Genomic DNA, 25,271 nt, shown 5'->3' with positions numbered 1-25,271 from the left:
TGGGTCTTCCGGCTGCCGCGGATTTTCTCCGCGCGACCCGCCAGTCCGCTTCGCATCGACCACCGCGGACGAGCGCCCACCAGCGCCGATGCTGCCTTGTTCCACCGACCGGGAGGTTTTCGCTTCCCGACAGGGATGTGGCCTCCGACTTTCCCCAGGAGATCGCCATGTCCTTTCCGTTTTCGGCGGAGCTTCTCAGCTCCTCCCAAGCCCGAGCCGATGCCGTTGGCTATCTGGCGCTGATCTACGTCGGCAAACGTCTGCCTCTCCAGGTCTGCCACAGCGCTGCCGGCCATTACATCGGCACCACCGATGCCGAAGGTCCGGTCTCACGCGAATCCGTCCAGTACTTCCGCTCGTACCAAACGGCCAGCCAGGCCATGACGACAGGCCACTGGCAGCAACGGCTTTATCCCTAAACCATCCTCGTCAGGAGTTTTCTCATGAACCAGTCTTTACCCCAAGACTCACTCGATCTGATCGTGCGGGAAACGCAGCACTTCTCACAAGCACCTGAAGCGTTCTTCCAGGCCTGGAAGCGTGGCGCTGAAATCGCCGGCCCCCAATGGTTTGGCGATGGAACTGCCGATGGGCTGCAACGCGCCCAAACCAAATGGGATCTTCGCCCGAACACGCAGCGAATCAACGATGCCATCGGCGTGCTGAGTAGCGGCCAGCGGATGTTTCTCGCCGCGATGGTGAGCTTCTACAACGAACGCAAGGGCGGCGCCATGCTCAAGCGCTGCAGCTTCTACGGCCTGGCCGACTTCGGTGGTCTCGATCTGGAGCGTCGCCAGGTACTTGCCGACCTCCTGTTGAACTACAGCGGCTGGTGAGTTCGTCCAGGCTTATCGCCATCGTCCATTCCTTCTCACCCGGGACATACGCTCCATTCCGAGCCATGTCCTTCTTTCATCGCCCGAAGTCGCTCGGCTTCGGGTTTCTCCCTTGCGGATGCTTGTCCGCCAGGGCTGGCTCCGTTCGTTTCTCGAAAGGAGTCACCAATGACCAATATCTACGGTCGCTGCTGGGAAATCAGCACGGCACACCTCACACAGGATGCGTGGACTTACCTCGCCAATTTGGCAGACATTGCCACACCGACTGGCTTTCTGTTCATCGCGTTCCGCATCCCATACTGTCCGGCGATCGGCGTGAAACTGATCTCCATCCCGTGGACGGACGCCAACCTCGGACAGGCTGATGGCATCACCTCCGAGCAGTTGCGGCAAGAGCATCTGGACAACGGCCTTCCGGTTGAACTGGCTGACGTGCTGCATCTGGCCGGTGAGGCCGACGTTCGTATCCTGATCTTCGATGCCGATGCCCAGGTGCAGGAAGGTCTGCCGGTGTACGAAGCATAACCACGCTCCACAAGAGCATCTCCCGTCCCTGCGGAATAGCACCCGCAAGGGTGTCGATCCGCTCTTTTTCTGGAGTATTTCCATGTTCCATTCCGAACCCGCCTTGAGCGACCTGCTGACGCACCTGGGAAGCACTATCCGCGACCTGTGCCAGCGCCAGATCGACAAACATCGTCCCCTGGAAAACCTCAACCTCCCCAGCATCGTTGATCGCGTATGGTGCGAACACGGAGCCGACGCGGATTTCGACCAGCAACTAATGGCCTGCATCAGCTTCATGTACCATGACGGCGCAACCGGCCAGACCTTGGTATTCGAGCGCGAGAAGGGCAAATTAAACATGCGCGAGATCGACACATCCGATTTGGTAGACACCAGCATCGACAGTTACGAAATGGTGCTGTTCGACGGTGGCAATATCGACGGTGACTGCTGGAAGCACGTTTTTTTTCCACGACAGCGCACACACTATTTCGTATACAAAGCCTGACCCACCCAGCCCCTCCACCGAGGGGCTTTTTTTCGACCGAAAACGGGCGCCGCCAGATTCTGATTCCTCCGCGCACGATCACTGCTGCCGCGCAATGCTGCACGCATGTTCGCTGGCGTAGCCGGCGCATGCCCAGGCAGTCGAGACCTTCGAGACTGCGAGTGCCAACCGCACTGGTCATTGCCATCCCCAGGACGCACGCCGCGTCCATCCACGCCACCCACAAGGGACATTCCTCCCTTGCGGGCAGGGAGTCCCTTGCCTTTCTTCAAGGAGATTCCCATGGACCGTTCCACTATTCGCAACCAGATGCCCACGCTCGTCGTGGGTCATGTGCCACGCAACATCCGCACGTTCAAGTTCCGCGTCATCGACGACCAGCCGCAGGAATCGGCGCTGGGCTTCATGATCGACCCGCAGCCCTTCGATGGCACGGTGATCGCGACGACCGACGAAGCCGTTGTCGTCAAGACCGGCCGCGCCGAGTTCGTGGCACTGGATCGTAAGCTGGTCACGACCGTCCCCGACGACGGTGCCAAGGTGCATGTCCATCCCTACGCACGGCGCCGTTTCGACGGCCTGCGCGCGGATACCCCGGAAGAGCGCACCGAGCACACTGCCGACGGCACACCCTATACCGTCAAGACGCACATCCTTGGCTCGGCGCCAGCCAAGCTGCCCATCCCCGAGCCGCAATGCCCGGAGCTGGGCGACCTGATCCAGCAACTGGAGCAGCTTCCGGCTCCCGACCGCTTCCGGCGCATCACTCACCTGCTGGTCGATGCCGGCGCACGCGACTTCACCTGGGTCGATCCGACGCCGGACAAGATCATCGAGACGCCCCCGGCGATCAGTTTCACCGTCGAAACTACCAAGTTCGCGGGCCGGGTCACGGTGCTCTATGACCGTGCCGGCGATGTCTACGTGGTGGAGCTGCGTCGCGACGATGAACTCGTGGACCGACACGACGAGGTGTATTTCGACAGCCTCGGCGAAGTCCTCGAACGCTTGATTGACGACGGGCGCTGGCGCCAGATCGAGGTAAGCGTCACCTCCGGCACGAAGGCCTCCCGCCAGCGTCGGGCGGCGTGAAGCTCAACTCATCCCCGTCTACATCTCTGCCTCGCAGGCTCCCTACCCATCAGGCGGGGAGCCTTTTTCCTTTTCAATCCATCGGAGATTCATCCATGTCACTACGATTCAAAGGCGCCGATCTACGCCCCGTGCTGGCGGAAGCAATCGTCAATCAGTGCAACGTCATCCTCGCCAAGGACCAGGGTGCGTATTTCCTAGCCGAGCGCGGGGAACGCCGCACCGATGGCCGCCAGAAGCTGATCGCTTACGCCGTCGGCTGTAACCCGGATACCGACCCGTTCGACGACTGGTGGGAGCTGGTGCGCGCCGAGCTGGGTGGCGACGACTTCGGCGAGTTCTTGGACCCGAAGGACGGCGTCTTCACGCGCATCCTGAACAGCGAGGACGATCTCGAAGTGTCCGCCACCGAGACACAACTGTTCTTGCAAGCGGTCGAACCGACCAAGAACAGCGGCTAACCCTCCGGTCTCATCGCCCCCGCAAGGGGGCTTTTTTTCCTCGCGCCGCGGCCGTTGCCGTGCGCCTGAACTCGTCTCCGGGCCACACGGCCTTCTTCGCCGGCCAGCCCGCCGGCATGTCACCGGAGACGAGCATGCGCGACCCGTTCAAGATAGACCAGCCCACCTGCATCAGCTTCAGTGGTGGACGCACGAGCGCCTACATGCTGTGGCGCGTCCTGCAGGCTAACGATGGCTTGCCCGCCGACACCGCGGTCTGCTTTGCCAACACGGGCAAGGAAGTCGAAGGCACGCTTCGTTTTGTGCGCAACTGCGCTGCACACTGGATGGTGCCTATCCACTGGCTCGAATACCAGCCGGAGGCACCGGGCTTCGTGCAGGTCGATTTCCAGCGCGCCAGTCGCGAGGGCGAGCCCTTCGAGGCGCTGATCCGCAAATGCCAGTACCTACCCAATCCCGTCGCACGGGGCTGCACCACCTCGCTGAAGATTCGCCCGATGCACCGCTTCCTGCGGCATCTGGGCTGGACGACATGGGACCAGTTCATCGGCATCCGTGCCGACGAGCAGCGGCGCGTCGCCAAGATCCGCGCGCGCGGTCACTCCACCGAATCTACTCACGAGACCATGTGCATGCCGCTGGCCGAGGCGGGCGTGACCGTGCGCGACGTGACGGCCTTCTGGCAAGCGCAGCCGTTCGACCTGGAACTGCTGACCATCAACGGCCGCACGCTCGAGGGCAACTGCGACCTGTGTTTCCTGAAACCACGCGGGCAGCGCCTGGCGCTCATCAAGGCCCGCCCGGAAGCGGCTGTGTGGTGGATTCGCATGGAGTCGCTGAACCTTGCCAGCAAGCCCAGCGGCGCGCGCTTTCGCATCAACGGCCCGAGTTACGCCGATCTAGCTCGCTTCGCAGCCAACCAGGGCGACCTGTTCGACGCCGGCGAAGAACCGATTACCTGTTTCTGCGGCGACTAACGGTCGAGGCTGGTGTCGCCAATGCGGGCGCATACAGCTTCCGATTTCCAGTGGTCTCGCCCTGACCGGCGTGCCACGCTCGTTTCATGTTCCGCTGACGTTGTCAGCAACATGCCAGGCAGCCTTCGGTCTTCGAGGCTGCGCACGGTTCTCCCGTGTGACCGAACCAGTTCGCACCGGCATCCATGCGCGAACGACCGTCGATTTCGATGGTGATGCCATCGCTGTTCCATCAACCCACGCGGGGGTTCCACACCTTCCCCGCCTGGGTCGGGTGTGTCTCCGCTTCTTTGTTCTTCAGGAGATTCACCATGACCACTTCCAATACCACTTCCAACGAAAAGTCCTTTTTCGACCTGCATATCACCGGTCTGGGCTACCTCAATCGCATCCGCGAGGTGAAGCCCAAGAAAGGTTCCCCCTTCCTGGCCTGCGACATCGCGGCGCTCAACGGTCCTACCGATGACGTCTCGTATGTGCGCTTCGACACCCGCGTTTCGGGTAACGAAGCACAGCACCTGGTTCGCCGCTGCGAGGATGCGGTCAAGGCCGAAAAGAAGGTCTTGATCGGCTTTCGCCTCGGCGACCTCTGGGCCGATGTCTTCACCTATACCAAGGGAAAGCGCGTCGGCGAGCAGGGGGTGAGCTTCAAAGCCCGCCTGCTGTTCATCTCCTGGATCAAGGTCGATGGCGATCTCGTCTACAAAGCCGAGTCCAAGCCGACCGACTCCGACAACCGCGAAAGCGACGTTCCGGCTTCTGCCGAAACGCCCGCACCGCAGGAAGCTCCGGCCCAGGCGTCCCCCGCGCCGGCCGCTGAAGCTGACGTCGAGGCCTCCGCACTGGAGTCCGCCGAGTCGTTCTGACCCGCTGATCCACAAGGCCCCGCACTCCGGGGCCTTGTTCTTCTCCCCGCAGCCACCCCATCGTCGGTCATCTCGAAGGCCAGTGGCTGTCCTTTATTCGCTGGAGCCTCCCATGATTACCATCCCAGGCCAATTAGCCATCAAGACCATCCACGGCAGGAACGGCGACTTCAACGTCGGCCGCCTGGCGACCTCCATCGGCGAGTTCGTTGTGAAGAACGCCGAACTCGACCAGTACGCCGAAGGCAAGTACGAGGGCGATTTCGCTATTGCCGAGATCCGCCCGTCCACGTACACCGCCAACGGTCGCATGGTCATCGAAATCCGCGCCCTGCTGGGCGGAATGACGCTCTCCAACATCGACGAACTGAGCGGTGACGAAGCCCGACAACTGAGCCCGCAGGAAGTCGATCCGATCGACGAGGAAGCGCAGGCTCCCGCACCGACAACGCCCAAGGCTCCGGCCAAGGCGAAGTCCCGCGGCCCGCGCGATCCGCTGGTCGACACCACGCCGTTCGGTTCCAAGCCGGCTGTGGCGTCCCCCGAGGCTTCGGCCGAGGCGGACGACGCAGCGCTGTTCGGCACCCTCTGGCCGCTGGGCGAGATCGTCAAGCTCGACGCTACCGTCGATCGTCGTGTCCTGCGCGAGCAGCGCGACCGTCTCGGCGTGCTGGGCTACGAGTTCGCGCCGCTGTCCCAGGACTGGCACCTCGCCATTGCCTGATCTTTCCGTCGCCTCGGCGACGTTCACCGCCCGCCGGGGTTCTTCCTCGCAGGAAGGACTCCGGCCTTTTTCTTAAGGCCTCCCATCCCCATCATGTCAGCGACCACTTCCAATGCCCTCGGCGGGGATACCTGCCCTGTGTCGGACGAACCCGCGTGGCGAACTGTCTGCGAGAGAGCGGCCACGCAAGCTAACGCAGGGTGCGGACTGTCTTACGACTACTACGTAGAGCGTTTCAGTTCGGAGATCGATGCGCAAGTTAGTCAATTTCCGGAATCCCAGCACTCAACAGCGCTGCAAATAGCTCAGGAATGGGGCTAAGCAACACCCGCCGAGCGGCAGGAGACGCGGAGCTGGAACTCTGAAAACGGCTATTGCTCGCATGGGATCGAGTTGGGATATTGCCCGGCCGGTTGCGATCGAGACGACGACTGGGACTGAAATCCCAGCATCGGTTCCCACGCCGTACATACGGCATTTCCACACACCCGCCGGGGTTCTTCCCCGATGGGGAAGCTCTGGCAACTTCACCTAGGAGCTTCACCATGAGCCGGCACTACTTTGATACGACCAACAAGGGCTTTCCCATCACCGTCATCCTCGGCTGGGATCGGCCGATGGGTTACTTCCTCCTGATGATCCAGAAGCCAGCCGAGTTGATTGACGACACGGCAATGGTCGAGGACGACGATTTTCTGTACAGCAACCTTCACGAGAGAGATCCGTTCGGCCATGACCTCGACTACGACCGCGAGGCTCTGCGTCATTTTCAGATCGTTGTGCCAGAAAGCATGTTCATCCAGTCCGAGCGCGACCAGGAAATGAATACCGGCAATCGCACCGTCAAGCATCAGGCAGACGGTTCCTTCACCGAACGGGAACTCTGATCCCAGGTAATTCGCGTTCTTTCATCCATCCCACGGGGCAGTCATTGCCCTGGCGGGCGGTGCTGCTCTCTCTTTATCGAGGACATCACCATGCCTGCTTCCGCCTCATCCAAACCGCTGTACCGCATCGACGAGTGCCCCGACCTGATGGCCGACGCCTGCGTCGGTGACGATCAGGGCAATCTGATCTTCCTGTCCATCTGGGCGCGTGACACCGCCGTTCAGGAGTTCCTCGCACGCCTCACCCTCGGGCGCGACGAGCAGGGATTGGACCAGTTCCACGTCATCACCCCGGAAGGCGGCTCGCTGCCGCTGTTCGTCGGCAACGTCGAACGCCTGGAGAAGCGAACCACGCGCGCCTACCGGCGCACGCTGTTCGGGTCGCTCTCCAATGTGTGGCTGTTCGACAAGCGCTGCGTGCAGCCCGACAAGGCCAACGCCAGCGCCCTGGCGCTTCTGCCCCGCGATTCCACGTACCGGCTCGACCGGCTGTGGACGCTGGTGCAGGACACCTGCCCGTTGCCTCTGCTCGACCACTGGCGCGCGACCGTGCTGGAACTGCTGCAAACCCGCCAGATGCTGGCCGGCCTCCCGTTCGCTCTTGGGCCGCTGGAGGGTCACCGGCTCGCCATCGACGTGCCGGCGCTGACCACCGCGCTCGGCGGTCTGATCCGCACAGGCGCGCTCGGCGTCTCCGACTACGAGCTGGCCTCGAACGCGCCCCTGCGGCACGTCGCCTGAAGTCTTCACCACGGGCATGTGCGTCAGCACATGCCCGCTTTCCTTCATCCCATTCCAGGAGAAATCCCATGGCTCTCATGTTTCCGCGGCTTGCCCGTAATTTCATCAAGAACGGCTATTTCCCGACCGATGAACCGACGTTGGAGCGGGTGCTGTCCGCACTGGCGCCTGCCAACGGCCCCATGTCCATCATCGATCCGTGCGCCGGCGAAGGCGTGGCGATCGCCGAAGCCGCCCATGTCCTCGGGCGCGAGCAGGCCAAGGCCTTCGCAGTCGAGTACGACGCCGAGCGGTCACGCCATGCCCGCAGTCTGGTCGACCACTGCATCCACGGCGACCTGATGGATACGCTGATCTCCCGCCAGGCCTTCGGCTTGCTGTGGCTGAACCCACCGTATGGCGACCTGAGCAAGGACGTCAACGGCAACATCGGCTACCAGGGTCAGGGCCGTGCCCGGCTGGAGAAGCTGTTCTACCAGCGCAGCTTGCCGCTGCTGCAATACGGCGGCGTGCTGGTCTTCATCGTGCCGTCCTACGTGCTCGACGCTGAGCTGGTCGGTTGGTTGACCCGGCACTTCGCCGAGCTGCGCATCTACCAGGCGGTGGACAAGCAGTTCCGGCAGGTGGTGATCTTCGGTCGGCGCATCCGCCAGCGCGACCAGGCATCGGATGCGGTCAAGGCCACGCGCGGTCTGCTGTTGCAGATCGGGCAAGGCGATGCCGCAGCCGAGGAACTGCCGAGCGAATGGCCGTTCCTGCCGTATACCGTCCCTGCGGCTCAGGCCGAGCCGGAGCACTTCTACCGCGTGACGATGGAACCGGAGCAGTTCGCCGATGAAGTCGGTCGGCTGCAAGGGCTCTGGCCGTCCGTGGACACGCACCTGGGCGCCGCGCAAAAAGCGCTGCGGCCTCCGGCACGTGCGTTGTCGCACTGGCATCTCGCCCTGGCTCTGGCCGCGGGCGCGATCTCCGGCGTGGTGCGCTCCAGGAATGGTCGCGTGCTCGTCGTCAAAGGAGACACTCACAAGGAGAAGACTCTCCAGCAGGAGTTCACCGAGTGCGACGACGGCTCCGTGGCCGAGACCCGCATCCTCACCGACAAGTTCGTCCCCGTCATTCGCGCCTGGGACATGACACCCGGTTCGCCCACACGGGGCGAGGTCCTCACCATCCGCTGATCGCGGTTCACCCACGACGGCTCGCCGTCGCTCTCATCCACCCAACCGGGGTCTACCACCCCGCTGGGGTGCCGTGGCCCCTTCATTCTCCAAGGAGCACACCATGGCAACCCAAGCATCTCCCATCGCCCTGACCTCGAACCGGCGCTTCTCGCCCGGCCAGATGGTCATGACCTGCGGCGTCGATGAACTGGTCCGGCAGGGCCGGCTCAACCCCGCGCCGTTCCTGCTTCGCCATCTCCATGGCGACTGGGGCGACCTCGACGACAGCGACCGGCGCCAGAACGACGCCGCGTTGAAGTCCGGCGAGGATCGCCTGTTCTCGTCCTACCAGGTCGAGCCCGACCTGACGCTCTGGATCATTACCGAATGGGATCGCAACGTCACCACGCTGCTGCTGCACAGCGAGTACTGATCCTCTCCACGCACGACGGCCACGCGCCGTTCTTCTCTTCCCACACCGGGGCATGCCATCGCCCCGTGGGGGTGGTGCATGCCCCATTTTCATCTGGAGCATCACCATGTCCCTTGATCCCGAAACCCTCGTCGCCCAGACCTCGCCCGTGCAGGGCGAACTGCTCGACGCAGAACCTTCTCCGCTCACCCTGAGCCTTCAGGACTTCGTTGCCGAGTTCGGCGACGAACTGCTCGATTCCCTCAACCGCGCCAATCCGCCGGTTTACTCCGGCACGCCGCAGGCACACCGCCAGCTCATCGTCGCCAGCCTCAAGCGCAAGCTGTTCCCGGCACAGGCCGAGGTGGTCCATGCCGCCGCCGAGCTGCTGATCGACCGTGGCGAACGCGCTGCGGTCGTCAACGGCGAGATGGGCTGCGGCAAAACCACCGTCGGCATTGCCACCGCTGCCGTCCTCAACGCCGAAGGCTACCGCCGCACGCTGGTCCTCTCACCGCCGCACTTGGTCTACAAGTGGCGGCGCGAGATCCAGGAGACGGTGGCTGGCGCCAAGGTCTGGGTGCTCAATGGCCCGGACACGCTGGTCAAGCTCATCAAGCTGCGCGAGCAGCTCGGTGTGCAGCCGTCCGGTCAGGAGTTCTTCGTCCTGGGCCGCGTGCGGATGCGGATGGGCTTCCACTGGAAACCCGTCTTCACCCGGCGGCGCACCCGCGACGGCGACGTGGGCATGTGCCCGGATTGCGGGCACGTCATCACCGACCTCGACGGCGAGCCGGTCAACCCGATCGAACTCGAAGCCGAGGAGTACCGCCGCAAGTGCAGCCATTGTGCCGCGCCGCTGTGGACGCTGATCCGCCCGAGGGGCTTGTCCACCAGTGACCAGTCCTCCGCCGTGCTCAAAGCGCTCAAGCGTATCCCTACCATCGGGGACGTCACCGCGCAGAAGCTGATGCAGAAGTTCGGCGATGCGTTCCTGGCGTCGATGCTGGGCGACAACATCCACGAGTTCATCAATTTGATGGATGGCGATGGCGAGCTGGTTTTCTCCGACCGTCAGGCCACGCGCATGGAACGGGCGATGGCGAACATGGAGTTCGGCTTTGGCGAGGGCGGCTATCAACCCTCGGAGTTCATCAAACGCTACCTGCCGCAAGGCACGTTCGACCTGCTCATCGCCGACGAGGCGCACGAGTACAAGAACGGTGGCAGCGCCCAAGGGCAGGCCATGGGCGTGTTGGCGGCGAAGTCGCGCAAGACGTTGCTGCTCACTGGCACGCTGATGGGCGGCTACGGCGACGACCTGTTCTATCTGCTGTTCCGCGCCTTGCCTGGACGGATGATCGAAGACGGCTACCGCCCGACCAAGAGCGGCAGCATGACGTCAGCAGCCATGGCGTTCATGCGCGATCACGGTGTCCTCAAGGACATCTATTCCGAGAGTACCGGCACCGCGCACAAGACGGCCAAGGGCACCAAGGTATCGGTGCGGACAGTCAAGGCGCCGGGCTTTGGCCCGAAAGGGGTGCTGCGCTGCATCCTGCCGTTCACAATCTTCCTCAAGCTCAAGGACATCGGCGGCAACGTCCTGCCGCCGTATGACGAGGAGTTCCGCGAGGTGGCGATGGACGCGGCGCAAGCCGCGGCCTACCGCGACCTGTCCGGGCGGCTGACGGCCGAGTTGCGCCAAGCTTTGGCGAAGCGCGACACGACGCTGCTCGGGGTGGTCCTCAACGTGCTGCTGGCCTGGCCGGATACGTGCTTCCGGTCGGAAACAGTGGTGCATCCGCGCACGCGCAACACCCTGGCGTATGTCCCGGCTCAGTTCAACGAGTTGGAAGTCATGCCCAAGGAACGCGAGCTGATCGACATCTGCCGCCAGGAGAAGGAGGCGGGTCGCAAGACCCTGGTGTATTCGGTCTATACCGGCACGCGGGATACCACGAGCCGGTTGAAGATGCTGCTGGAGCAGGAAGGCTTTCGGGTGGCGGTGCTGCGCGCGAGCGTGGACGCCAGCCGTCGCGAAGACTGGATTGCTGAGCAACTGGACCGTGGCATCGACGTGCTCATCACCAATCCTGAGCTGGTCAAGACGGGATTGGACTTGCTGGACTTCCCCACGATTGTGTTCATGCAGTCTGGCTACAACGTATATAGCCTCCAACAGGCGGCACGTCGCTCCTGGCGCATCGGGCAGAAACAACCCGTGCGCGTGATCTACCTCGGCTACGCCGCTTCCTCGCAGATGACCTGCCTGGCGCTGATGGCCAAGAAGATCCTCGTGTCCCAAAGCACGTCGGGAGACGTGCCCGAGTCCGGGCTGGATGTGCTCAACCCGGATGGGGATTCCGTCGAGGTCGCACTGGCCCGCCAGTTGGTCACTGCCTGATCTCCAAGCTTATCGCGGCGGCTCTCTGCCCGCCGTTTCTCTCCTCTCCTAATCGACGCGTCCATGCCCCTCGCGGGCATGGACGCATCGTTTCTTTCTACAAGCAGCCTTTCACAACACCCAGCCAGCCAATACCATCGGTATCCACCTGAGGCTAGACGTGTTGAAGGAAGAAGGACGAGTTACGCGACGCACGGATGAGCGGTTCGAGTGAACCGAGTGCCACTACAAAGGTCCATGCATGACCCACCATGCAAGCAATGATCGAACGTCAAACCGCAGAAGTTGTCAACAACAACTCACACATGGATATGTGAGTTACGCCCCCTTGTAAGGGGCCGGGAAACCGAACAGATAACCTTGAAATTGAGAACAGCCGTAGGTCCTGAGCCATTCAGCCTGCTCCGGCTTTTCCACACCTTCAGCCGTGACATCCAACCCAAGTTGCTGGCACAGCTTAAGAACGGCGCCGACTATCGCCGTTGCCCCGGCGTCGGAATGCAGATCATGTATAAAAGAGCGGTCGATCTTGATTTTACTAAACAGACTCGTTCGTAAGTAACTCAAAGAGGAAAATCCGATGCCAAAATCATCAAGGACGATGTGAATGCCCATGGCCTTGAACTCCTGAATGACGCGGTAGTTATCTCCCTCATTTTCTAGAAGAGCAGACTCCGTGATTTCAAGCTCAAGCCTGTCCGGAGGCAAACCGCTGTGTTCAAGGGCCTGTTTCACTCGTTCGGCCAGTTGCGGATCCCTAAATTGCCGAGGTGAAAGGTTGACCGCCACCCTTTCCCCCTCAAGCCAGCCTGCGACCTCGCTGCATGCCAGGTTCAACGCAAATGCGCCTATGTCGTGGATAAGACCGGTTTCTTCGGCCAGCGGTATAAACACAGAGGGAGGTACCTCGCCTCTGACCGGGTGATGCCAACGCAGCAGAGCCTCGTAAGCCACCACGCACTCCGAAATGCTGTCAACGATAGGCTGGTAGAACAACTGCAACTCACCGTTTGGCACTGCGTTCCGAAGATCATTTTCTAGACTGAACCGCTCGGCTGCCTTCGAAGCCAGTACGTCCGTATAAAACGTGTAGCGGTTACGCCCCGAAGATTTGGCCTCATACAGCGCAATGTCGGCAGCGGCAAGTATGTCCTCTACGTCAGAGGATCCGCCAACATAAATAACCCCACCGATGCTACACCCGGAAATGACCTTTTTTTCGTTGAAAACAAAAGGTTTCCGCAATGCGTTACTCAAGCGCGAGGCGATGTCACCGCCGATTTCCAATGATTTTATGCCTGGACACACCGCCACAAATTCATCACCGCCTGTCCGCGCAAGAATGTCCCCGTCACGCAAAACCTCCAGAAGGCGGACTGATGCTTCCTGCAGAAGAGCGTCGCCTACCGGATGACCCAGCACGTCATTGACACTCTTAAATCGGTCAATATCGAATATCATGACGGTACACGCTGTTTCTGTTGCCAGAAATTCACCAAGCGACGACATTAACCCACGCCGGTTGAGCAAACCTGTCAGCGGGTCATGAAGTGCCTGGTGCCTGGCTTGAACTGCGGCCTGGTATTCGGTCGATATGTCCAGCAGCGTAAACAACACGATATCCCTAGCCGACCCTACCGTGAGCCGCTCGGCGGTTAACCTGAGCGAGAATTCGGGCTCCCCATCTGCTGAAGAAAGCGTTTCACAGAGACTTTTGCCGTCAAGCAAGTCAAGGCCTCGACTGAAAAAACCTAAGAGGTTATCGGGTAGCTTCGTCATCGGACCGGAACGGAAGTTAGCGCCAACAATCAAACCCTTTATCCAGGTCAACTGCGTCGCTGCCGGGTTCGTTCGGAGAATAGCCCCGGAATGCGCATCGCACAGGATAAGGCCGCAAGGGGTGTGGCTGAATACCTCGTCGAGAAGCTGACTGATACTGGCAAGTTCAACCTCATTCTTTCTGACGGCAGCCAATGCGCTATTGAGCGCCGTCCGTTCCGCATAATTGCGCGATATGTCGCGGACAATCTTAATAAAGGCGGCCGGATCGCCATCTCGCGGATGAAGATACTCAATCTCCACCGACGCTCGGAAGACACTACCGTCACGGCGCAAACGCCAGCCCTCGCCAGAATACCCCCCTCGCTCACGTGCAATTGCCAAGTTGGCATCCGGCACCTGCGCTTCCCTTTCTTTATCGTCATAGAAGACGGAAAAATGAAGCCCCGTGATATCTCGCTCCTCCCAGCCCTTAATCTGCCGTGCGCCCCGATTCCAGCTCAGCACCCGCCCGTCTGCGGAGAGCAGATAGATGGCACAAAGGGACATTTCAGACACGGCGGCCCCGAGACGGGCATCGCTGACAGGATTCATTCGGGACTCTCGGCTTCAAGCAAACGGGTGTCACTAGGATTAATCGGGTGTCAGAGACTGTTATCGGCAGGCGATCGTCAGAATTCAGGCTCCCGGTAAAAAATTGCAAAAATTACCTCGTCTGACGGTATCAACAACCTCGGTTCGACATGCTGCCCCACGATCTAGGATCAGGCCATTCACGCCAACCAAATCATGCGCGTTCCCCACTAGAGGGAGCATTGTCTGCCATATACATTGAGGAAGATCGATTATAAAACCGCGTTTATGCCTTCACGTTTATTTTACCATCGTCATGTGTTGACTCCTTACGTATTCTTCGGGTTGCGATGAAAGGACACCATTCAGATCATTCCCCGACGGGGCGGGGCAGCGAGCTATAAAAGATGAGCCAGCATCCAGCCCTATTCAGATGCTCATACCCGCGCCCGATAGAACCCGGCGGCGTTGTTTCCGAGATGCGTGAGCTCATGACGACGAGATCGCACGACTTAAACCAAGGAGCCGATCCATGAAGACTTTCCGCGTCGTGGTCACGTACCGTAAGGCTTCGGGCATGGACGCATGCCCGTCTTCACCGTCGGCGCCACGTCGAGGTATGTGACGTCGGTATCCACTACGACAAAGTAGGGTCCCTCTAGCTGAGGACATGGGTTACGAAAAACCCATTCTCTTGCTAAGAACGTGTTATCTTTTAAGCAAAAGAGCGAGAAATGCTAGGTGGAAGAACTGCGAGCGTTGGCTTAACTAAAAGCTGGCCGGTCCCATCTTAGCGCTAATCATCGGCCAGGCCATACGTCGTGGTTCGTTTGGCTCGGTCAAGCAACTGATTAAGCGTATCGCTCAATTCGTATCCCACTAAAACGAGAATTGCAAACCTTTACATGGACCGCTTCTGCTGACTCCATCCTCGCAAAACTACAAAGACTTTGTACGAGAATCAGCGGAACGGAACACTAGCTGGAGCGCTCAATTATTGACGCAAAGGGGCTGCAAGAATCAAGTGCAACGTTGAGCCACCGCTGCCGACCCAGTTGAGCCTCGAATAATTAATTTGGGGGCCGACGCCTGGACCACCGTTGTCTCAGAGGCGCGACCCGCCATGAGTTCAATAAGCAGTGCAATCCCTTTCTCCGCCATCTCGGCCGTCGGAATTGCGACGGTCGTCAAGCCCGGTCGCGATTGGCGAGCAGGCTGAATATCGGTGATACTCACCACAGATAGGTTTTTAGGGATCAAGTAGCCGAGATCTAACGCTGCGTTCAGCACGCCAAGTGCCGGAAGATCATTCGAGACGAATATTGCCGTTAAATCTGGGCGAGCCGTCAGCAGATTCTTCGCGGCCGCATATCCTGCATCGAACGAGTCGCCAGTAAACCGTTCGTCAGCTTTCAGGCACCTGACTTTCGATTCAGCCATGGCTTCTCGAAAACCAGCATAGCGCGCCCGGTGTATGCCCTGTTTCGAGCTACCGATAACTGCGCCGATACGAAGATGCCCAAGCCCGACCAGATGCTCTACGGCAAGCCGGGCAGCACCTTTCGCGTCGAACGTCACGCACGGAACACCTGGTGGTTCGTCCGGTAACTCCCAAACCGAAATGGCAACGGGAATACCTCGACTCTGGAGTAATCGTAGCTCAGCGAGCGGCGGATCGGAGTAATTTGCGACTAGCACACCGTCAGAAAGCGAGCCTGCGACCTGCTCCAGAAAACTCATACCGCGGTCGACCTCGTGGTCCGTGTTGCAAACGAGTAGATGACGCTCGTGCTTAAGCGCAGAGAGATTCGCCGCGAGCGCGAACTCAGGGTAGAACGGATTCGTGATGCAACTGAGCATTAGGGCAAGTGTCGGCGATCTTCTCTCAACAAGCGCACGTGCGTTCAGATTAGGTCGGTAACCTTGGCGCTCTACCGCGCCAAGCACTCGCTGACGCGTCTCTTCGCTTACCCGTCCTCGGCTGCGAAGTACGTTGGATACGGTCATCACCGACACGCCAGCGTACTCTGCAACGTCTTTGATGGTCACGGACTGCGCGAATGGTTTACCGTTCATAGGGAGCAGGCTTGTTTGAGTGGATGGGGCAAGTTTTCAACGAAATAATACAACCGTTCCTTATAGCCACGTAAACCAAATGATTAATGAAAGTCCTATTGCACCTGTCAGCGATAGTGGATAGTATTACTGAAAAAAAGAACGTAATTTGCTCCGGAGAAGGCCGTAGGCCTTTTTTTTGTATCCGGATGATGTAACGTTAAATCAAATAGGAGGAGACATGGTAGCCATTGCATTGAAAGGCGTGGAAAAATCATTTGGAGAACACACGCCTGTGCTGCGCAACATTGATCTTGATATCGGGGAGAACGAGTTTTGCGTTTTCCTCGGACCATCTGGATGCGGAAAATCGACGCTGCTCCGCATAATTGCGGGCCTTGAGGATGCGACTTCCGGGGATGTGCATATCGGCGGCCGGATCGTGAACGCTGTTCCCCCATCCAAACGAGGCGTGGCGATGGTTTTCCAGAGCTACGCGCTCTTTCCCCACATGACCGTTGAGCAAAATCTCGGATTTGGGCTGAAGCTCGCAGGCGTGTCGGTAGACGAGATAGCCCGCAAGGTCAACGGCGCGGCGAAGATATTGCAGTTAGAGCCATTGCTCAAGCGCAAGCCTGTGGCACTCTCCGGCGGACAGCGGCAACGTGTCTCGATCGGCCGCGCCATCGTGCGTGAACCCGGTGTTTTTCTGTTCGATGAACCGCTTTCGAATCTCGACACAATGCTTCGCGGGCAAACACGCGTCGAAATTGCCAAGCTTCACCGCCAATTCGCGCGTGCTAGTACGGTCTATGTGACGCACGATCAGGTTGAGGCTATGACACTCGGCGACAAAATCGTCCTGCTGCGTGCCGGTAAGGATGCCGAGTGCTTCGGCAGCATCGCTCAGGTCGGCTCGCCGCTTGATCTCTACCATCGTCCGAATAGCCGATTTGTTGCAGAGTTCATCGGTAGCCCAAAGATGAACATCCTGGATGGCTCCGTCATGGCAATTAACGACGAGGGTGCAAGCGTTAAGTTGGAGAGGACCAACGAAATAGTCTCGGCGAGCGTCGACGGCGCCTCTTTGAAAGTAGGTCAGCCAGTGCAATTCGGGATTCGACCCGAACATTTCGCTGACGTTTCCAGCCTCAGTTCAGCAAATGAGGAAAATGGACATACGGTTCACAGAGACACGCAGGTTTTTCTTCGCAATGTGACTCTCGTGGAACGGCTTGGCGAGCACAGTTATGTACACGTCGAAGACCGCGATCAAACCATCATCATCGCAAAACAAGCCGGTGATACGAACTATAAAGTAGGTGCGCCTATCGCGCTTCATTTCCATTCCAAATCCTGCCACTTGTTCACCGCCGACGGCCGCGCAGTGCCGAAACGTTAATAATAAAATATCTGGAGACAACAATGAAACGTCTGCTCGTACTCTCAATCCTGGGGGTTACCCTCTCTTGCATCAGCGTTGCCAATGCGGGAACGCTCCAACTGAATATTGCATTCAAAGGTGCTGAAACACGTGCGGTGTGGGAGCGGTTGATTCAAGAATTTCAAAAGACAAACCCGGACGTCACGCCGAAAGTCGCATTCGTCGAAGAAGAGGCCTATAAGGTGCAGCTTCCAGGTTGGCTTTCTTCGGTGGCGCCGGACGTGATCAACTGGCACGAAGGCGAGCGCATGGCTTACTACGCTAAGCGCGGCCTGCTCGAAGACCTCTCTTCTGATTGGCAGAAAAACAACTGGGATGTGCTGTTCGCGTCGCTTAAGACCCCATCGTCATTCAACGGCAAGCAATATGCAATGCCCACGCAGTATTTCGCGTGGGGCATCTATTACAGAAAGGATCTCTTTGAAAAGGTTGGTATCAAGGAAGAGCCAAAAACCTGGGAGGAGTTTCTTGATGCATGCAAAAAGCTTAAAGCCGCAGGTATCGCGCCTATCGCAGTGGGCGGACGCGACTCGTGGACATTGGCAGCATGGTTCGACTACCTCGATTTGCGCATCAATGGTTACGAATTCCACATGCAACTGATGAAGGGTGATATTGCCTATACCGACGCTCGTGTCAAGAAGGTATACAACGCGTGGAAGACGCTGATCGACAACAAATACTTCATCGACAACCCGCTGTCGTACAGCCTTGATTCCGTCCAGCCCATCTACAGTCAAGGCCATGCTGCGATGATGCTAATGGGTACGTTTCTGTCTCCTGGACTGCCGCCCAACACGAAGCTGCAAACGGGTTTTTTTCGTTTCCCGACCATCGACCCGAAAATTGCGCCCGCAGAAGATGGTTCCGTGGAGTGTCTTAATATCCCCGCGCGTGCGGCGAACAAAGCCGACGCGCGTAAGTTTCTCGCCTTCATCGGTCGCTCCGATATCAATGGAGAACTTGCTAAGGGGTTGGGTACACTGCCAGCCAATAACCAGGCGGCAATGCCGGAGGATCCGGTTGCGAAGATTGGCTTCCGGATTCTCTCGAAGACCACGGGCGGGGTCGCACAATTCTATGACCGCGACATGACCAAAGAAATGGCCGATGAGGGAATGAAGGGGATGCAACGGTTTATTACGGACCCGTCGAAACTCGACGTCATTCTTGGTGACCTTGAGAAGACGCGCAAGCGCATCTACAACAAGTCCTGATTAGCGGGGTTTGAAATGACTATGGTTCAGACGGGCAAGTTGGTGCAGGATGAATCGCACGTTGGCTTGAAGAAAGATTCGGCACACTCGCAACGGAGGGGGGCGTCGGCGCAACTTGCTACAAGACGCAAACGGGCAGCAATACTGTTTCTGTTGCCCGCATGCGTGATGTTCGGCATCTATGTGATTTATCCGATCTTCAGCAGCATAGTACTGAGCTTCTATAAGTGGGATGGCATGAGCGAGAGGACCTTCATTGGCATTGCGAACTACGTCGAACTGTTCCACACCGACACGTTCTATGTAGCACTGAAGAACAATGTGTTGTGGTTGCTGTTTTTTCTGCTCGCGCCGCCTATCGGCCTGGCCATCGCGCTCTACCTGAATCAGAGCATTAAAGGCATGCGTCTGGTGAAGTCGCTGTTCTTTTCTCCCTTTGTGTTATCAGGAGTGGTTGTCGGCCTCGTGTTCAGCTGGTTCTACGATCCTGCGTTTGGTCTCTTAAAAGTGTTCGTTGGTCACGGTATTCCCGTTCTCGGAAATGAAAACTACGCAACATTCGGTGTCATCGCCGCAGCGTTGTGGCCGCAAATTCCTTTCTGCATGCTGCTGTATTTGACGAATCTAACGAGCATCAATTCAGAGGTTATCGAGGCTGGCAGAATGGAAGGGGCATCAGGCTGGGCCCTCCTGTGGCACGTTGTGTTACCACAGTTGCGTCCCGCAACATTCATGTCCGTCGTGCTCACGATTATTGGTGCATTGCGAAGTTTCGACCTGATTTCAACCATGACCGAAGGCGGTCCGTTCGATAGCTCGACGGTTCTTGCCTACTTCATGTACGACCAGGCTATCAAGTACTTCCGTTATGGCTATTCGGCTGCAATCGCTGTCGTGCTGTTTCTCATCATGCTGGTGTTCATCGTGTATCAGCTGCGCAGACTTCTCCACGCTGAGCGATAAAGAAGGAAAATTGATATGTATCCGACCCCCGTAAGCAAATGGAGTCCCGCTGGGCGTTTAGCATACAAGGCTTCACTGCCCATTGCCCTTGTGATTTGGCTCTTGCCGCTCCTCGCCGTTCTTCTAACATCAGTGCGCTCCTCTGAAGACCTAATGACAGGCAACTATTGGGGGGTGCCCCATGGGCTAGCTTTGTTCGAGAACTACAAGACAGTGCTCGTCGGCTCGCCAATGTTGCACTATTTCTTGAACAGTTTCCTCATCACAGTTCCGTCGGTCTTGGGAGCCATCGCATTATCTGCGATGGCTGGGTTCGCACTGGCAACTTATCCGTTCAAGGGCAACGGCACTCTCCTCGGAATCTTTGTCGTAGGAAACTTCGTGCCCATTCAGGTTCTGATGATTCCAGTGCGTCAACTGACGCTCAATCTTGGGCTGTTCAACACAGTCGAGGGATTGATTCTTTTCCATGTGTCGTTCCAAACGGGCTTCTGTACTTTGTTCCTGCGCAACTTCATCAAAGAGCTTCCGTACGAGCTTATCGAGGCTGCCCGCATAGAAGGTGCCAGCGAATGGCAGTTGTTTTACCAAATCATCCTGCCGTTGATTGCCCCTGCATTGGCCGCGTTGGGAATTCTTGTTTTCACGTTCGTCTGGAACGACTACTTCTGGGCACTTTGCCTAACTACAGGTGACGATGCAGCACCAATAACAGTGGGCGTCTCTGCGCTCAAGGGGCAGTGGACTACTGCCTGGAACCTCGTGTCGGCCGGCTCCTTACTTGCTGCTATTCCATCGGTGGCGGTCTTCTTCGCAATGCAAAAACATTTCGTCGCTGGCTTAACGTTCGGTGCTACGAAAGGCTAAAGCACTCGTTTTGGACTCGCAGAACGTCGTGCACTCATAACATTCACAAAAGGAATAACTTCATGAAAGTTGGTGTTGACTACTACCCCGAGCACTGGGATGTCGCGATGTGGGAGCAAGACGCGCGGCAAATGCGCGAGGCAGGAATTAAAATAGTTCGTCTTGCGGAATTCGCCTGGTCCAGGCTCGAACCAACCGAAGGTCAATTCGACTTCGACTGGTTGGACCGTGCGATTGCTGTGCTCTCAGGCCAAGGGCTGGAAGTCGTACTCGGGACGCCTACGGCCACTCCGCCGGTTTGGTTGACCACTGACTATCCCGACGTACTCCCGGTCGACAACAAAGGACATACTCATTATGCGGGCGTTCGCCTTCACCGTTGTTACAATAGCCCCTCTCTGCGTAAATACGGCGCTCGGATCATCGAGAAGCTCACTCAGCACTACGGCTCGAATCCGGCTGTAATCGGCTGGCAAACTGATAACGAGCTAGCAGCGAATGACTGCCACTGCGAAAATTGCACACGAAAGTTTCGGAGCTGGCTGCAGGAGAAGTACAAAACACTTCCAGAGCTGAACCGTGAGTGGGGAACCGTCGTCTGGAGTGGCGAATACAGTGATTGGGCACAGGTGAAAACGCCGCTTGGTGGTTCGCCGTTTCTTAACCCTTCCTTCCTGCTCGACTTCCGACGTTTCTCATCTGACACTGTTGCCGACTTCAATCGATTCCAGGCCGCACTCCTCCGAGAGAACAGCCCCGGCAAGTTCGTGACGCACAATCTCTGGGGCTATCCGGTCTCGGCTGATTACTATGACATGTTCGACAGCATGGACTTTGCTTCTGTCGACTACTACCCCGCGACTGACCTTCTCGACGATTCGAAGTCGCGGATGTACCACGGAGCATTGACGCTCGATCTCACGCGTGGCGTCAAGCAGAAAAACTTCTGGGTAATGGAGCAACTCAGCGGTACTCCGGGATGCTGGTATCCGATGTCGCGCACTCCGTTCCCCGGAATGATTCGGGCTTACGCGTGGCAAAGCGTGTCGCGCGGCGCGGACACAATTGTTCAGTTCCGCTGGCGTTCGGCGCGTATCGGCGCAGAGCAATTCTGGCATGGACTGCTCGACCACCATGGTGAACCTGGCCGCCGATACAAAGAGTTTGTCCAGTTTAGTGAAGAGGTGAACAGGCTCGCTCCTCTGCTTGAGGGCACGACGTTGGATAACGACGTCGCCATGCTCTTCTCTCACGAGCAGCTCAACGCCTTTCAGATTCAACCTCAGGCAGATGGCTTCGATTACCTCACGAACTTCAAGAGCCTGCATACCGGACTGATGAGCATGGGGGTTAGCACCGATGTGCTCAACTGGCGAAGTGATTTCCAGGGCTACAAGCTAGTTATCGCGCCAATGCTTTATCTCATTAATGACGAGATTGCGGACAAGCTGCGAGAATATGTCAGCAATGGCGGCAAGCTTGTTTTGACCACGCGTACAGGTGTGAAGAACATGAACAACGTATGTCTTCCCAACCGGCTTCCGAATCTCCTAACGGAGCTGGCCGGCGTGTATGTTGACGAATATGATCCAGTGGGAAAGGACACGCAAAAGATATTGCTACAAAATGATCAGGCGTATTCTTGCAGCCAGTGGTGTGACGTCCTTACTCCTGTGACGGCGGAGACAATAGCCACGTACGAGAGCGAATATTTCGCGGATCGAGCAGCCATTACGCGAAACGTAGTCTGCGCAGGTTCCGTTTATTACATCGGTACCATCTTGGACGCGGATGCAAATCGAGCGCTCCTGCGGCGCATCGCGTCGGAGGCTGGTATCGATTTCCAGCTTAATGTACCGGAGGGGGTCGAAGTAACTACGAGAAGCACTGAAGGTCGGTCTTTGCGTTTCATCCTAAATCTTTCGAAAGACTCAAAAGTGTTGTCGATTCCAAAGGGCGACTATGTAAGCGCAATTTCCGGAGACCGACTCCAGGGTGGAATAATCGAACTCCAACCTGGTGAGGTAGAAATTCTGGTCCAAGGTACCGAAGAAGGGTATTCCAAGCTTTGGCAATCAAGGAATTAAAACTCTCTGCAAAGACTTTCTTTATGCCGTTGCAGACATAAAGAAGCTGATCTTAAACACTTTTTCGCTTATGTGTCAGTTCGGACTTTATCCCGGCATGCCCCCTATTAACGCTCATTTAGAAATTGCGTTAACACTTATTTGAGCCAGAAATTCTTCCGTGGCATCCTCGAATCTTGGCCGGAGCTCTTCCGGTACTGCGAATCGGCGATATTTATAAGAATCGCGTGCACGTGGGTGATTTGCCAACGAGCTCGACACTCATAGAAATGCCAGGCGGTGAAGCTCACGGCCAAGAAATCACACTTTGGCAGGCACTCCCTCCTCCACGCAAATGGACCAGAGGGGAATACCGCCTGCTCAATAAATTCGAATATTCCGTGATCTCGTGGGCGATGAAGAAATCAAGGTGCTTCGTCTACACCTCTGGGGATGTCACCTACATCTTTCCTAGAACGACAATCTTCAAGGCCTTCTATGCATGATGGCCAACGCGTTTTGCACAGGAAGGTGGAGTGACACCAAAGAGATGACTCTGATGACCGAAAACGACTTGAAGTCATGACTGCGATCCGAAATTACCCCGGATGGCAAGTGGAATATCGTGTTGCACACGAATCTGAACGATCCATTAGCTTGTTGGGTGGCCCTCTATAACTTCGATGAATACGCAGGCGTGTGCGTCAATCAACTCTATTCTGAAACCCTACGGGAGCGAACCGCTCCAGACACCAAGCCAAATTGGTACGCAAGCGCCAAGATTCCCTTCAAAGAAACGGACGAGTTGTTCAAGATGGAGGTTCACTGCTTCAATTTACGCGAATGGAGCTATTACGAAGATGGGTAAAAAATTTCCCATCCGAAGTTTCTTGTCACAGAGATCAGCAGGCTCGCGTGGCCAGAGTGGGTCCCCCGTAATTGTCCACGGACAAATGAACAGTGGCGATACGGCCGAAAATCAGGTTCACACTGACCTTCCCAAACCATACCAAAAGAAACAAACAGTATTAAGGAACGGCGAGCAACGACCACACGAAGTAGAAAGCAACATCTATCCAACTCAGGCCACAACTCTGGTCAATTTCAGCGCTTCCGATTGGGGATGGTTGAAGGAGCCGAAGACCGAGAAGATGGTCAAGAAGCTGAGCCAGACATATCGTCCACCGGAGCGTCCTGCGGATATCAGGCAGGAAAAATATCCACCGGTACTCCTGGAAATACAACAGATGCTGTTGATTGAGGCATTGCGGAAGTAATCAATCGCAAAGCGGAGAAGAGATTCGACCATCTTTTGACTGCACTGGAAGATCTCAGGAAGGCCAATAAGATCGACAGCGTGAATTTTTTGGCAGGAACTGCAGCCAACCGACACGGGCGCCGCGGCAACCTCAACGTCTGGTAGTTCTTCTTCAGGCAAGGATCTCCTGAGCAGGCAAAGCTTCCAGGCAGAAGCTGGCGATACGTTCACCAGGACCAAGGCGCTGCGGGTCGCCGCCACCGCATCTTGTCTTCCGGACCGCGTTAGTCATTGCCATCGCCATTGAGCAGCAGTCGCCCTACTGGGTTGAAATTGAGTGCCGCAAAAGTGAAGCAGGCTACCGCTCAATTCTTTTGGGAGGAGTGCCCGCTGCCGATGTCGACAGCTACATCGCCGGCACCCTGGAGATCGTAGCAGATCAGAAGGGACGAAACATGGAAGATAAGCTCTATAAGGCTGCGCAGATCGCCAGCGTCCAAGTTGGTTTTTACAGGCACCAGTATCTTCGTGATAGTACGTCCATGTAATGACCCACTAAAAACCTGCTCAGTAGATAATCCTAAAAGGGAATCAAAATGAGCAAGGTCATGGAAGAAGAATTCAAACGTTGGACAGCCAAGCGCAAAGCGGCGCTGGTGATGGAAATCATCCAGGGAAAGACGACGGTAGCCGAGGCTAGCCGGTCGTTTGATATCCCGCCATCCGAGATCGAAGAATGGGTCGATGAAGGCCGCAAAGGGATGGAGAACGCCCTGCGCGCCAAGCCGCTGGATGTGAGAGAACAGTACGAGCGGCAACTCAAGGAGCTGCAGGAAGCCTACGGAGAAGCCATGCTGGAGCTGCGCGCCAGAAAAAAATTGGCGTCCCTGTTGGGCGAGGAAGACAAGTAATCGAGACCATCCGCCAGGGACTCAAACAAGACGGTTTCGATGTGGCTGTCAGCAAGATATGCGCGTGGTTTGGGATTGCCAGGCGCAGCGCTTACTACAAGCCGGTGAAGGCTGAGCCCAAGGTGCAGGAGCGCTTTGCCGAACCCATTCGCAAGATGATCCTGGAAGAGCCGTCCTTCGGCTATCGCACGGTGGCTGGCCTGCTCGGGTTCAATAAGAACACGGTGCAGAGGATCTTCCAGATCAAAGGTTGGCAGGTCAAGAAGCGTCCTATTGGTTTCCGGCCCAGGGTGAAGGCCTTGCCGTCGGTAGCCACAGGACCAGACCAGCGCTGGGCAACCGATCTGTGTCGGATCTGGACAGGGCGAGATGGCTGGGCGGTGCTAGCCTTGGTGATTGATTGCCACACGCGGGAATTACTGGGCTGGCATCTGTCGCGTTCGGGCAAGTCGAAGACGGCAGAGTCGGCCTTGGAGCAAGCGCTGATCGCGCGTTATGGCTCACTGGGTCGCGTGACGGCGCCGTTCTTGCTGCGCTCAGATAACGGCTTGGTGTTC

The 25,271-nt window shown here is 57.6% G+C and carries 23 protein-coding genes and 2 pseudogenes; 22 read left to right on the top strand and 3 right to left on the bottom strand.

Translation table 11 applies throughout. The features are described 5' to 3' along the window. Positions 1-167 precede the first annotated feature (167 nt). The 14 genes and pseudogenes from BGK68_RS16730 (at position 168) to BGK68_RS16660 (ending at position 11,581) form a co-directional block, all read left to right on the top strand. The gene (locus BGK68_RS16730) at positions 168-419 is read left to right on the top strand and encodes a hypothetical protein (RefSeq protein WP_075258011.1); all 252 of its coding nucleotides are present in this window, start codon (positions 168-170) and stop codon (positions 417-419) included. Between the two features lie 24 nt (positions 420-443). Next, on the top strand, positions 444-836 hold the full coding sequence (locus BGK68_RS16725) for a hypothetical protein (RefSeq protein ID WP_075258010.1): 393 nt from the start codon (positions 444-446) through the stop codon (positions 834-836). 171 nt (positions 837-1,007) lie between these two features. Beyond that, a pseudogene (locus BGK68_RS16720) lies at positions 1,008-1,364 on the top strand (DUF5983 family protein); the annotation flags it as partial. 259 nt (positions 1,365-1,623) lie between these two features. Then, on the top strand, positions 1,624-1,854 hold the full coding sequence (locus BGK68_RS16715) for a uridylate kinase (protein WP_075259869.1): 231 nt from the start codon (positions 1,624-1,626) through the stop codon (positions 1,852-1,854). A 282-nt stretch (positions 1,855-2,136) separates the two neighbouring features. Continuing rightward, positions 2,137-2,946: a GTPase gene (locus tag BGK68_RS16710; protein WP_075258009.1), complete on the top strand. Its 810-nt coding sequence runs from the start codon at positions 2,137-2,139 to the stop codon at positions 2,944-2,946. 95 nt (positions 2,947-3,041) lie between these two features. Next, entirely contained in the window at positions 3,042-3,407 is a 366-nt protein-coding gene (locus BGK68_RS16705; protein WP_075258008.1) for a DUF3085 domain-containing protein, read from the top strand. Between the two features lie 134 nt (positions 3,408-3,541). Further along, positions 3,542-4,384: a phosphoadenosine phosphosulfate reductase domain-containing protein gene (locus tag BGK68_RS16700; protein ID WP_075258007.1), complete on the top strand. Its 843-nt coding sequence runs from the start codon at positions 3,542-3,544 to the stop codon at positions 4,382-4,384. Between the two features lie 311 nt (positions 4,385-4,695). Beyond that, positions 4,696-5,250, top strand: coding sequence for an STY4534 family ICE replication protein (locus BGK68_RS16695; protein WP_075258006.1), 555 nt, complete (start codon positions 4,696-4,698; stop codon positions 5,248-5,250). Between the two features lie 112 nt (positions 5,251-5,362). Then, a complete protein-coding gene (locus tag BGK68_RS16690) occupies positions 5,363-5,974 on the top strand; it encodes a DUF3275 family protein (protein ID WP_075258005.1) in 612 nt (203 codons plus the stop codon). Between the two features lie 545 nt (positions 5,975-6,519). Beyond that, on the top strand, positions 6,520-6,861 hold the full coding sequence (locus BGK68_RS16680; RefSeq protein WP_075258004.1) for a hypothetical protein: 342 nt from the start codon (positions 6,520-6,522) through the stop codon (positions 6,859-6,861). Positions 6,862-6,951: 90 nt separating this feature from the next. Then, positions 6,952-7,602 carry a hypothetical protein gene (locus tag BGK68_RS16675; RefSeq protein WP_075258003.1) on the top strand — a complete coding sequence of 217 codons (651 nt, stop codon included), beginning with the start codon at positions 6,952-6,954 and terminating at the stop codon, positions 7,600-7,602. Between the two features lie 68 nt (positions 7,603-7,670). Beyond that, entirely contained in the window at positions 7,671-8,780 is a 1,110-nt protein-coding gene (locus BGK68_RS16670) for a DUF6094 domain-containing protein (RefSeq protein ID WP_075258002.1), read from the top strand. A 103-nt stretch (positions 8,781-8,883) separates the two neighbouring features. Continuing rightward, on the top strand, positions 8,884-9,195 hold the full coding sequence (locus BGK68_RS16665; RefSeq protein WP_075258001.1) for a hypothetical protein: 312 nt from the start codon (positions 8,884-8,886) through the stop codon (positions 9,193-9,195). A gap of 106 nt (positions 9,196-9,301) precedes the next feature. Next, a complete protein-coding gene (locus BGK68_RS16660) occupies positions 9,302-11,581 on the top strand; it encodes a helicase-related protein (RefSeq protein ID WP_075258000.1) in 2,280 nt (759 codons plus the stop codon). Positions 11,582-11,899: 318 nt separating this feature from the next. Here the strand turns inward: BGK68_RS16660 and BGK68_RS16655 are convergent, their stop codons facing one another. Further along, the gene (locus tag BGK68_RS16655) at positions 11,900-13,954 is read right to left on the bottom strand and encodes a putative bifunctional diguanylate cyclase/phosphodiesterase (protein ID WP_075257999.1); all 2,055 of its coding nucleotides are present in this window, start codon (positions 13,952-13,954) and stop codon (positions 11,900-11,902) included. Between the two features lie 772 nt (positions 13,955-14,726). On the opposite strand from BGK68_RS16655, the pseudogene BGK68_RS28350 reads away from it, so the two are divergent. Continuing rightward, positions 14,727-14,914, top strand: a pseudogene (locus BGK68_RS28350) (IS630 family transposase); the annotation flags it as partial. 39 nt (positions 14,915-14,953) lie between these two features. Here BGK68_RS28350 and BGK68_RS16645 read toward each other — a convergent pair. Further along, positions 14,954-15,982, bottom strand: a complete 1,029-nt coding sequence (locus tag BGK68_RS16645; RefSeq protein WP_233149326.1) for a LacI family DNA-binding transcriptional regulator — start codon at positions 15,980-15,982, stop codon at positions 14,954-14,956. Positions 15,983-16,229: 247 nt separating this feature from the next. Here BGK68_RS16645 and BGK68_RS16640 point away from each other — a divergent pair, with 247 nt between their 5' ends. The 5 genes from BGK68_RS16640 to BGK68_RS16620 all read left to right on the top strand — a co-directional run bounded on the left by BGK68_RS16640 (position 16,230) and on the right by BGK68_RS16620 (position 22,566). Then, positions 16,230-17,390, top strand: a complete 1,161-nt coding sequence (locus tag BGK68_RS16640; protein WP_075257997.1) for an ABC transporter ATP-binding protein — start codon at positions 16,230-16,232, stop codon at positions 17,388-17,390. Positions 17,391-17,413: 23 nt separating this feature from the next. Then, a complete protein-coding gene (locus BGK68_RS16635) occupies positions 17,414-18,649 on the top strand; it encodes an ABC transporter substrate-binding protein (protein ID WP_075257996.1) in 1,236 nt (411 codons plus the stop codon). Positions 18,650-18,670: 21 nt separating this feature from the next. Beyond that, the gene (locus BGK68_RS16630) at positions 18,671-19,612 is read left to right on the top strand and encodes a carbohydrate ABC transporter permease (protein ID WP_083657834.1); all 942 of its coding nucleotides are present in this window, start codon (positions 18,671-18,673) and stop codon (positions 19,610-19,612) included. Between the two features lie 15 nt (positions 19,613-19,627). Beyond that, positions 19,628-20,479, top strand: a complete 852-nt coding sequence (locus BGK68_RS16625) for a carbohydrate ABC transporter permease (protein ID WP_075257995.1) — start codon at positions 19,628-19,630, stop codon at positions 20,477-20,479. 62 nt (positions 20,480-20,541) lie between these two features. Then, positions 20,542-22,566 carry a beta-galactosidase gene (locus BGK68_RS16620; protein ID WP_075257994.1) on the top strand — a complete coding sequence of 675 codons (2,025 nt, stop codon included), beginning with the start codon at positions 20,542-20,544 and terminating at the stop codon, positions 22,564-22,566. Positions 22,567-23,626: 1,060 nt separating this feature from the next. On the opposite strand, the gene BGK68_RS27570 is transcribed toward BGK68_RS16620, so the two are convergent. Then, positions 23,627-23,983 carry a hypothetical protein gene (locus tag BGK68_RS27570; RefSeq protein ID WP_143433092.1) on the bottom strand — a complete coding sequence of 119 codons (357 nt, stop codon included), beginning with the start codon at positions 23,981-23,983 and terminating at the stop codon, positions 23,627-23,629. A gap of 416 nt (positions 23,984-24,399) precedes the next feature. Here BGK68_RS27570 and BGK68_RS16605 point away from each other — a divergent pair, with 416 nt between their 5' ends. Next, on the top strand, positions 24,400-24,714 hold the full coding sequence (locus tag BGK68_RS16605) for a transposase (protein ID WP_017455550.1): 315 nt from the start codon (positions 24,400-24,402) through the stop codon (positions 24,712-24,714). Positions 24,715-24,755: 41 nt separating this feature from the next. After that, on the top strand, positions 24,756-25,271 hold a 516-nt coding region (locus tag BGK68_RS16600), incomplete at its 3' end, for a DDE-type integrase/transposase/recombinase (protein ID WP_075257991.1).

It is taken from the genome of Herbaspirillum camelliae (genome assembly GCF_001929405.1).
GTDB lineage: Bacteria > Pseudomonadota > Gammaproteobacteria > Burkholderiales > Burkholderiaceae_D > Herbaspirillum > Herbaspirillum seropedicae.
Note: the sequence above shows the minus strand (reverse complement) of the source record. Positions and strands in the feature narration are given on the sequence as shown.

Coding starts and splice junctions, on each gene's coding strand:
- BGK68_RS16620 (WP_075257994.1), top strand. CDS start 20,542: ATGAAAGTTGGTGTTGACTACTACCCCGAGCACTGGGATGTCGCGATG.
- BGK68_RS16665 (WP_075258001.1), top strand. CDS start 8,884: ATGGCAACCCAAGCATCTCCCATCGCCCTGACCTCGAACCGGCGCTTC.
- BGK68_RS16680 (WP_075258004.1), top strand. CDS start 6,520: ATGAGCCGGCACTACTTTGATACGACCAACAAGGGCTTTCCCATCACC.
- BGK68_RS16715 (WP_075259869.1), top strand. CDS start 1,624: ATGGCCTGCATCAGCTTCATGTACCATGACGGCGCAACCGGCCAGACC.
- BGK68_RS16675 (WP_075258003.1), top strand. CDS start 6,952: ATGCCTGCTTCCGCCTCATCCAAACCGCTGTACCGCATCGACGAGTGC.
- BGK68_RS16635 (WP_075257996.1), top strand. CDS start 17,414: ATGAAACGTCTGCTCGTACTCTCAATCCTGGGGGTTACCCTCTCTTGC.
- BGK68_RS16705 (WP_075258008.1), top strand. CDS start 3,042: ATGTCACTACGATTCAAAGGCGCCGATCTACGCCCCGTGCTGGCGGAA.
- BGK68_RS16630 (WP_083657834.1), top strand. CDS start 18,671: ATGGTTCAGACGGGCAAGTTGGTGCAGGATGAATCGCACGTTGGCTTG.
- BGK68_RS16730 (WP_075258011.1), top strand. CDS start 168: ATGTCCTTTCCGTTTTCGGCGGAGCTTCTCAGCTCCTCCCAAGCCCGA.
- BGK68_RS16725 (WP_075258010.1), top strand. CDS start 444: ATGAACCAGTCTTTACCCCAAGACTCACTCGATCTGATCGTGCGGGAA.
- BGK68_RS16695 (WP_075258006.1), top strand. CDS start 4,696: ATGACCACTTCCAATACCACTTCCAACGAAAAGTCCTTTTTCGACCTG.
- BGK68_RS16690 (WP_075258005.1), top strand. CDS start 5,363: ATGATTACCATCCCAGGCCAATTAGCCATCAAGACCATCCACGGCAGG.
- BGK68_RS16605 (WP_017455550.1), top strand. CDS start 24,400: ATGAGCAAGGTCATGGAAGAAGAATTCAAACGTTGGACAGCCAAGCGC.
- BGK68_RS16640 (WP_075257997.1), top strand. CDS start 16,230: ATGGTAGCCATTGCATTGAAAGGCGTGGAAAAATCATTTGGAGAACAC.
- BGK68_RS16710 (WP_075258009.1), top strand. CDS start 2,137: ATGGACCGTTCCACTATTCGCAACCAGATGCCCACGCTCGTCGTGGGT.
- BGK68_RS16625 (WP_075257995.1), top strand. CDS start 19,628: ATGTATCCGACCCCCGTAAGCAAATGGAGTCCCGCTGGGCGTTTAGCA.
- BGK68_RS16700 (WP_075258007.1), top strand. CDS start 3,542: ATGCGCGACCCGTTCAAGATAGACCAGCCCACCTGCATCAGCTTCAGT.
- BGK68_RS16670 (WP_075258002.1), top strand. CDS start 7,671: ATGGCTCTCATGTTTCCGCGGCTTGCCCGTAATTTCATCAAGAACGGC.
- BGK68_RS16660 (WP_075258000.1), top strand. CDS start 9,302: ATGTCCCTTGATCCCGAAACCCTCGTCGCCCAGACCTCGCCCGTGCAG.
- BGK68_RS16655 (WP_075257999.1), bottom strand. CDS start 13,954: ATGAATCCTGTCAGCGATGCCCGTCTCGGGGCCGCCGTGTCTGAAATG.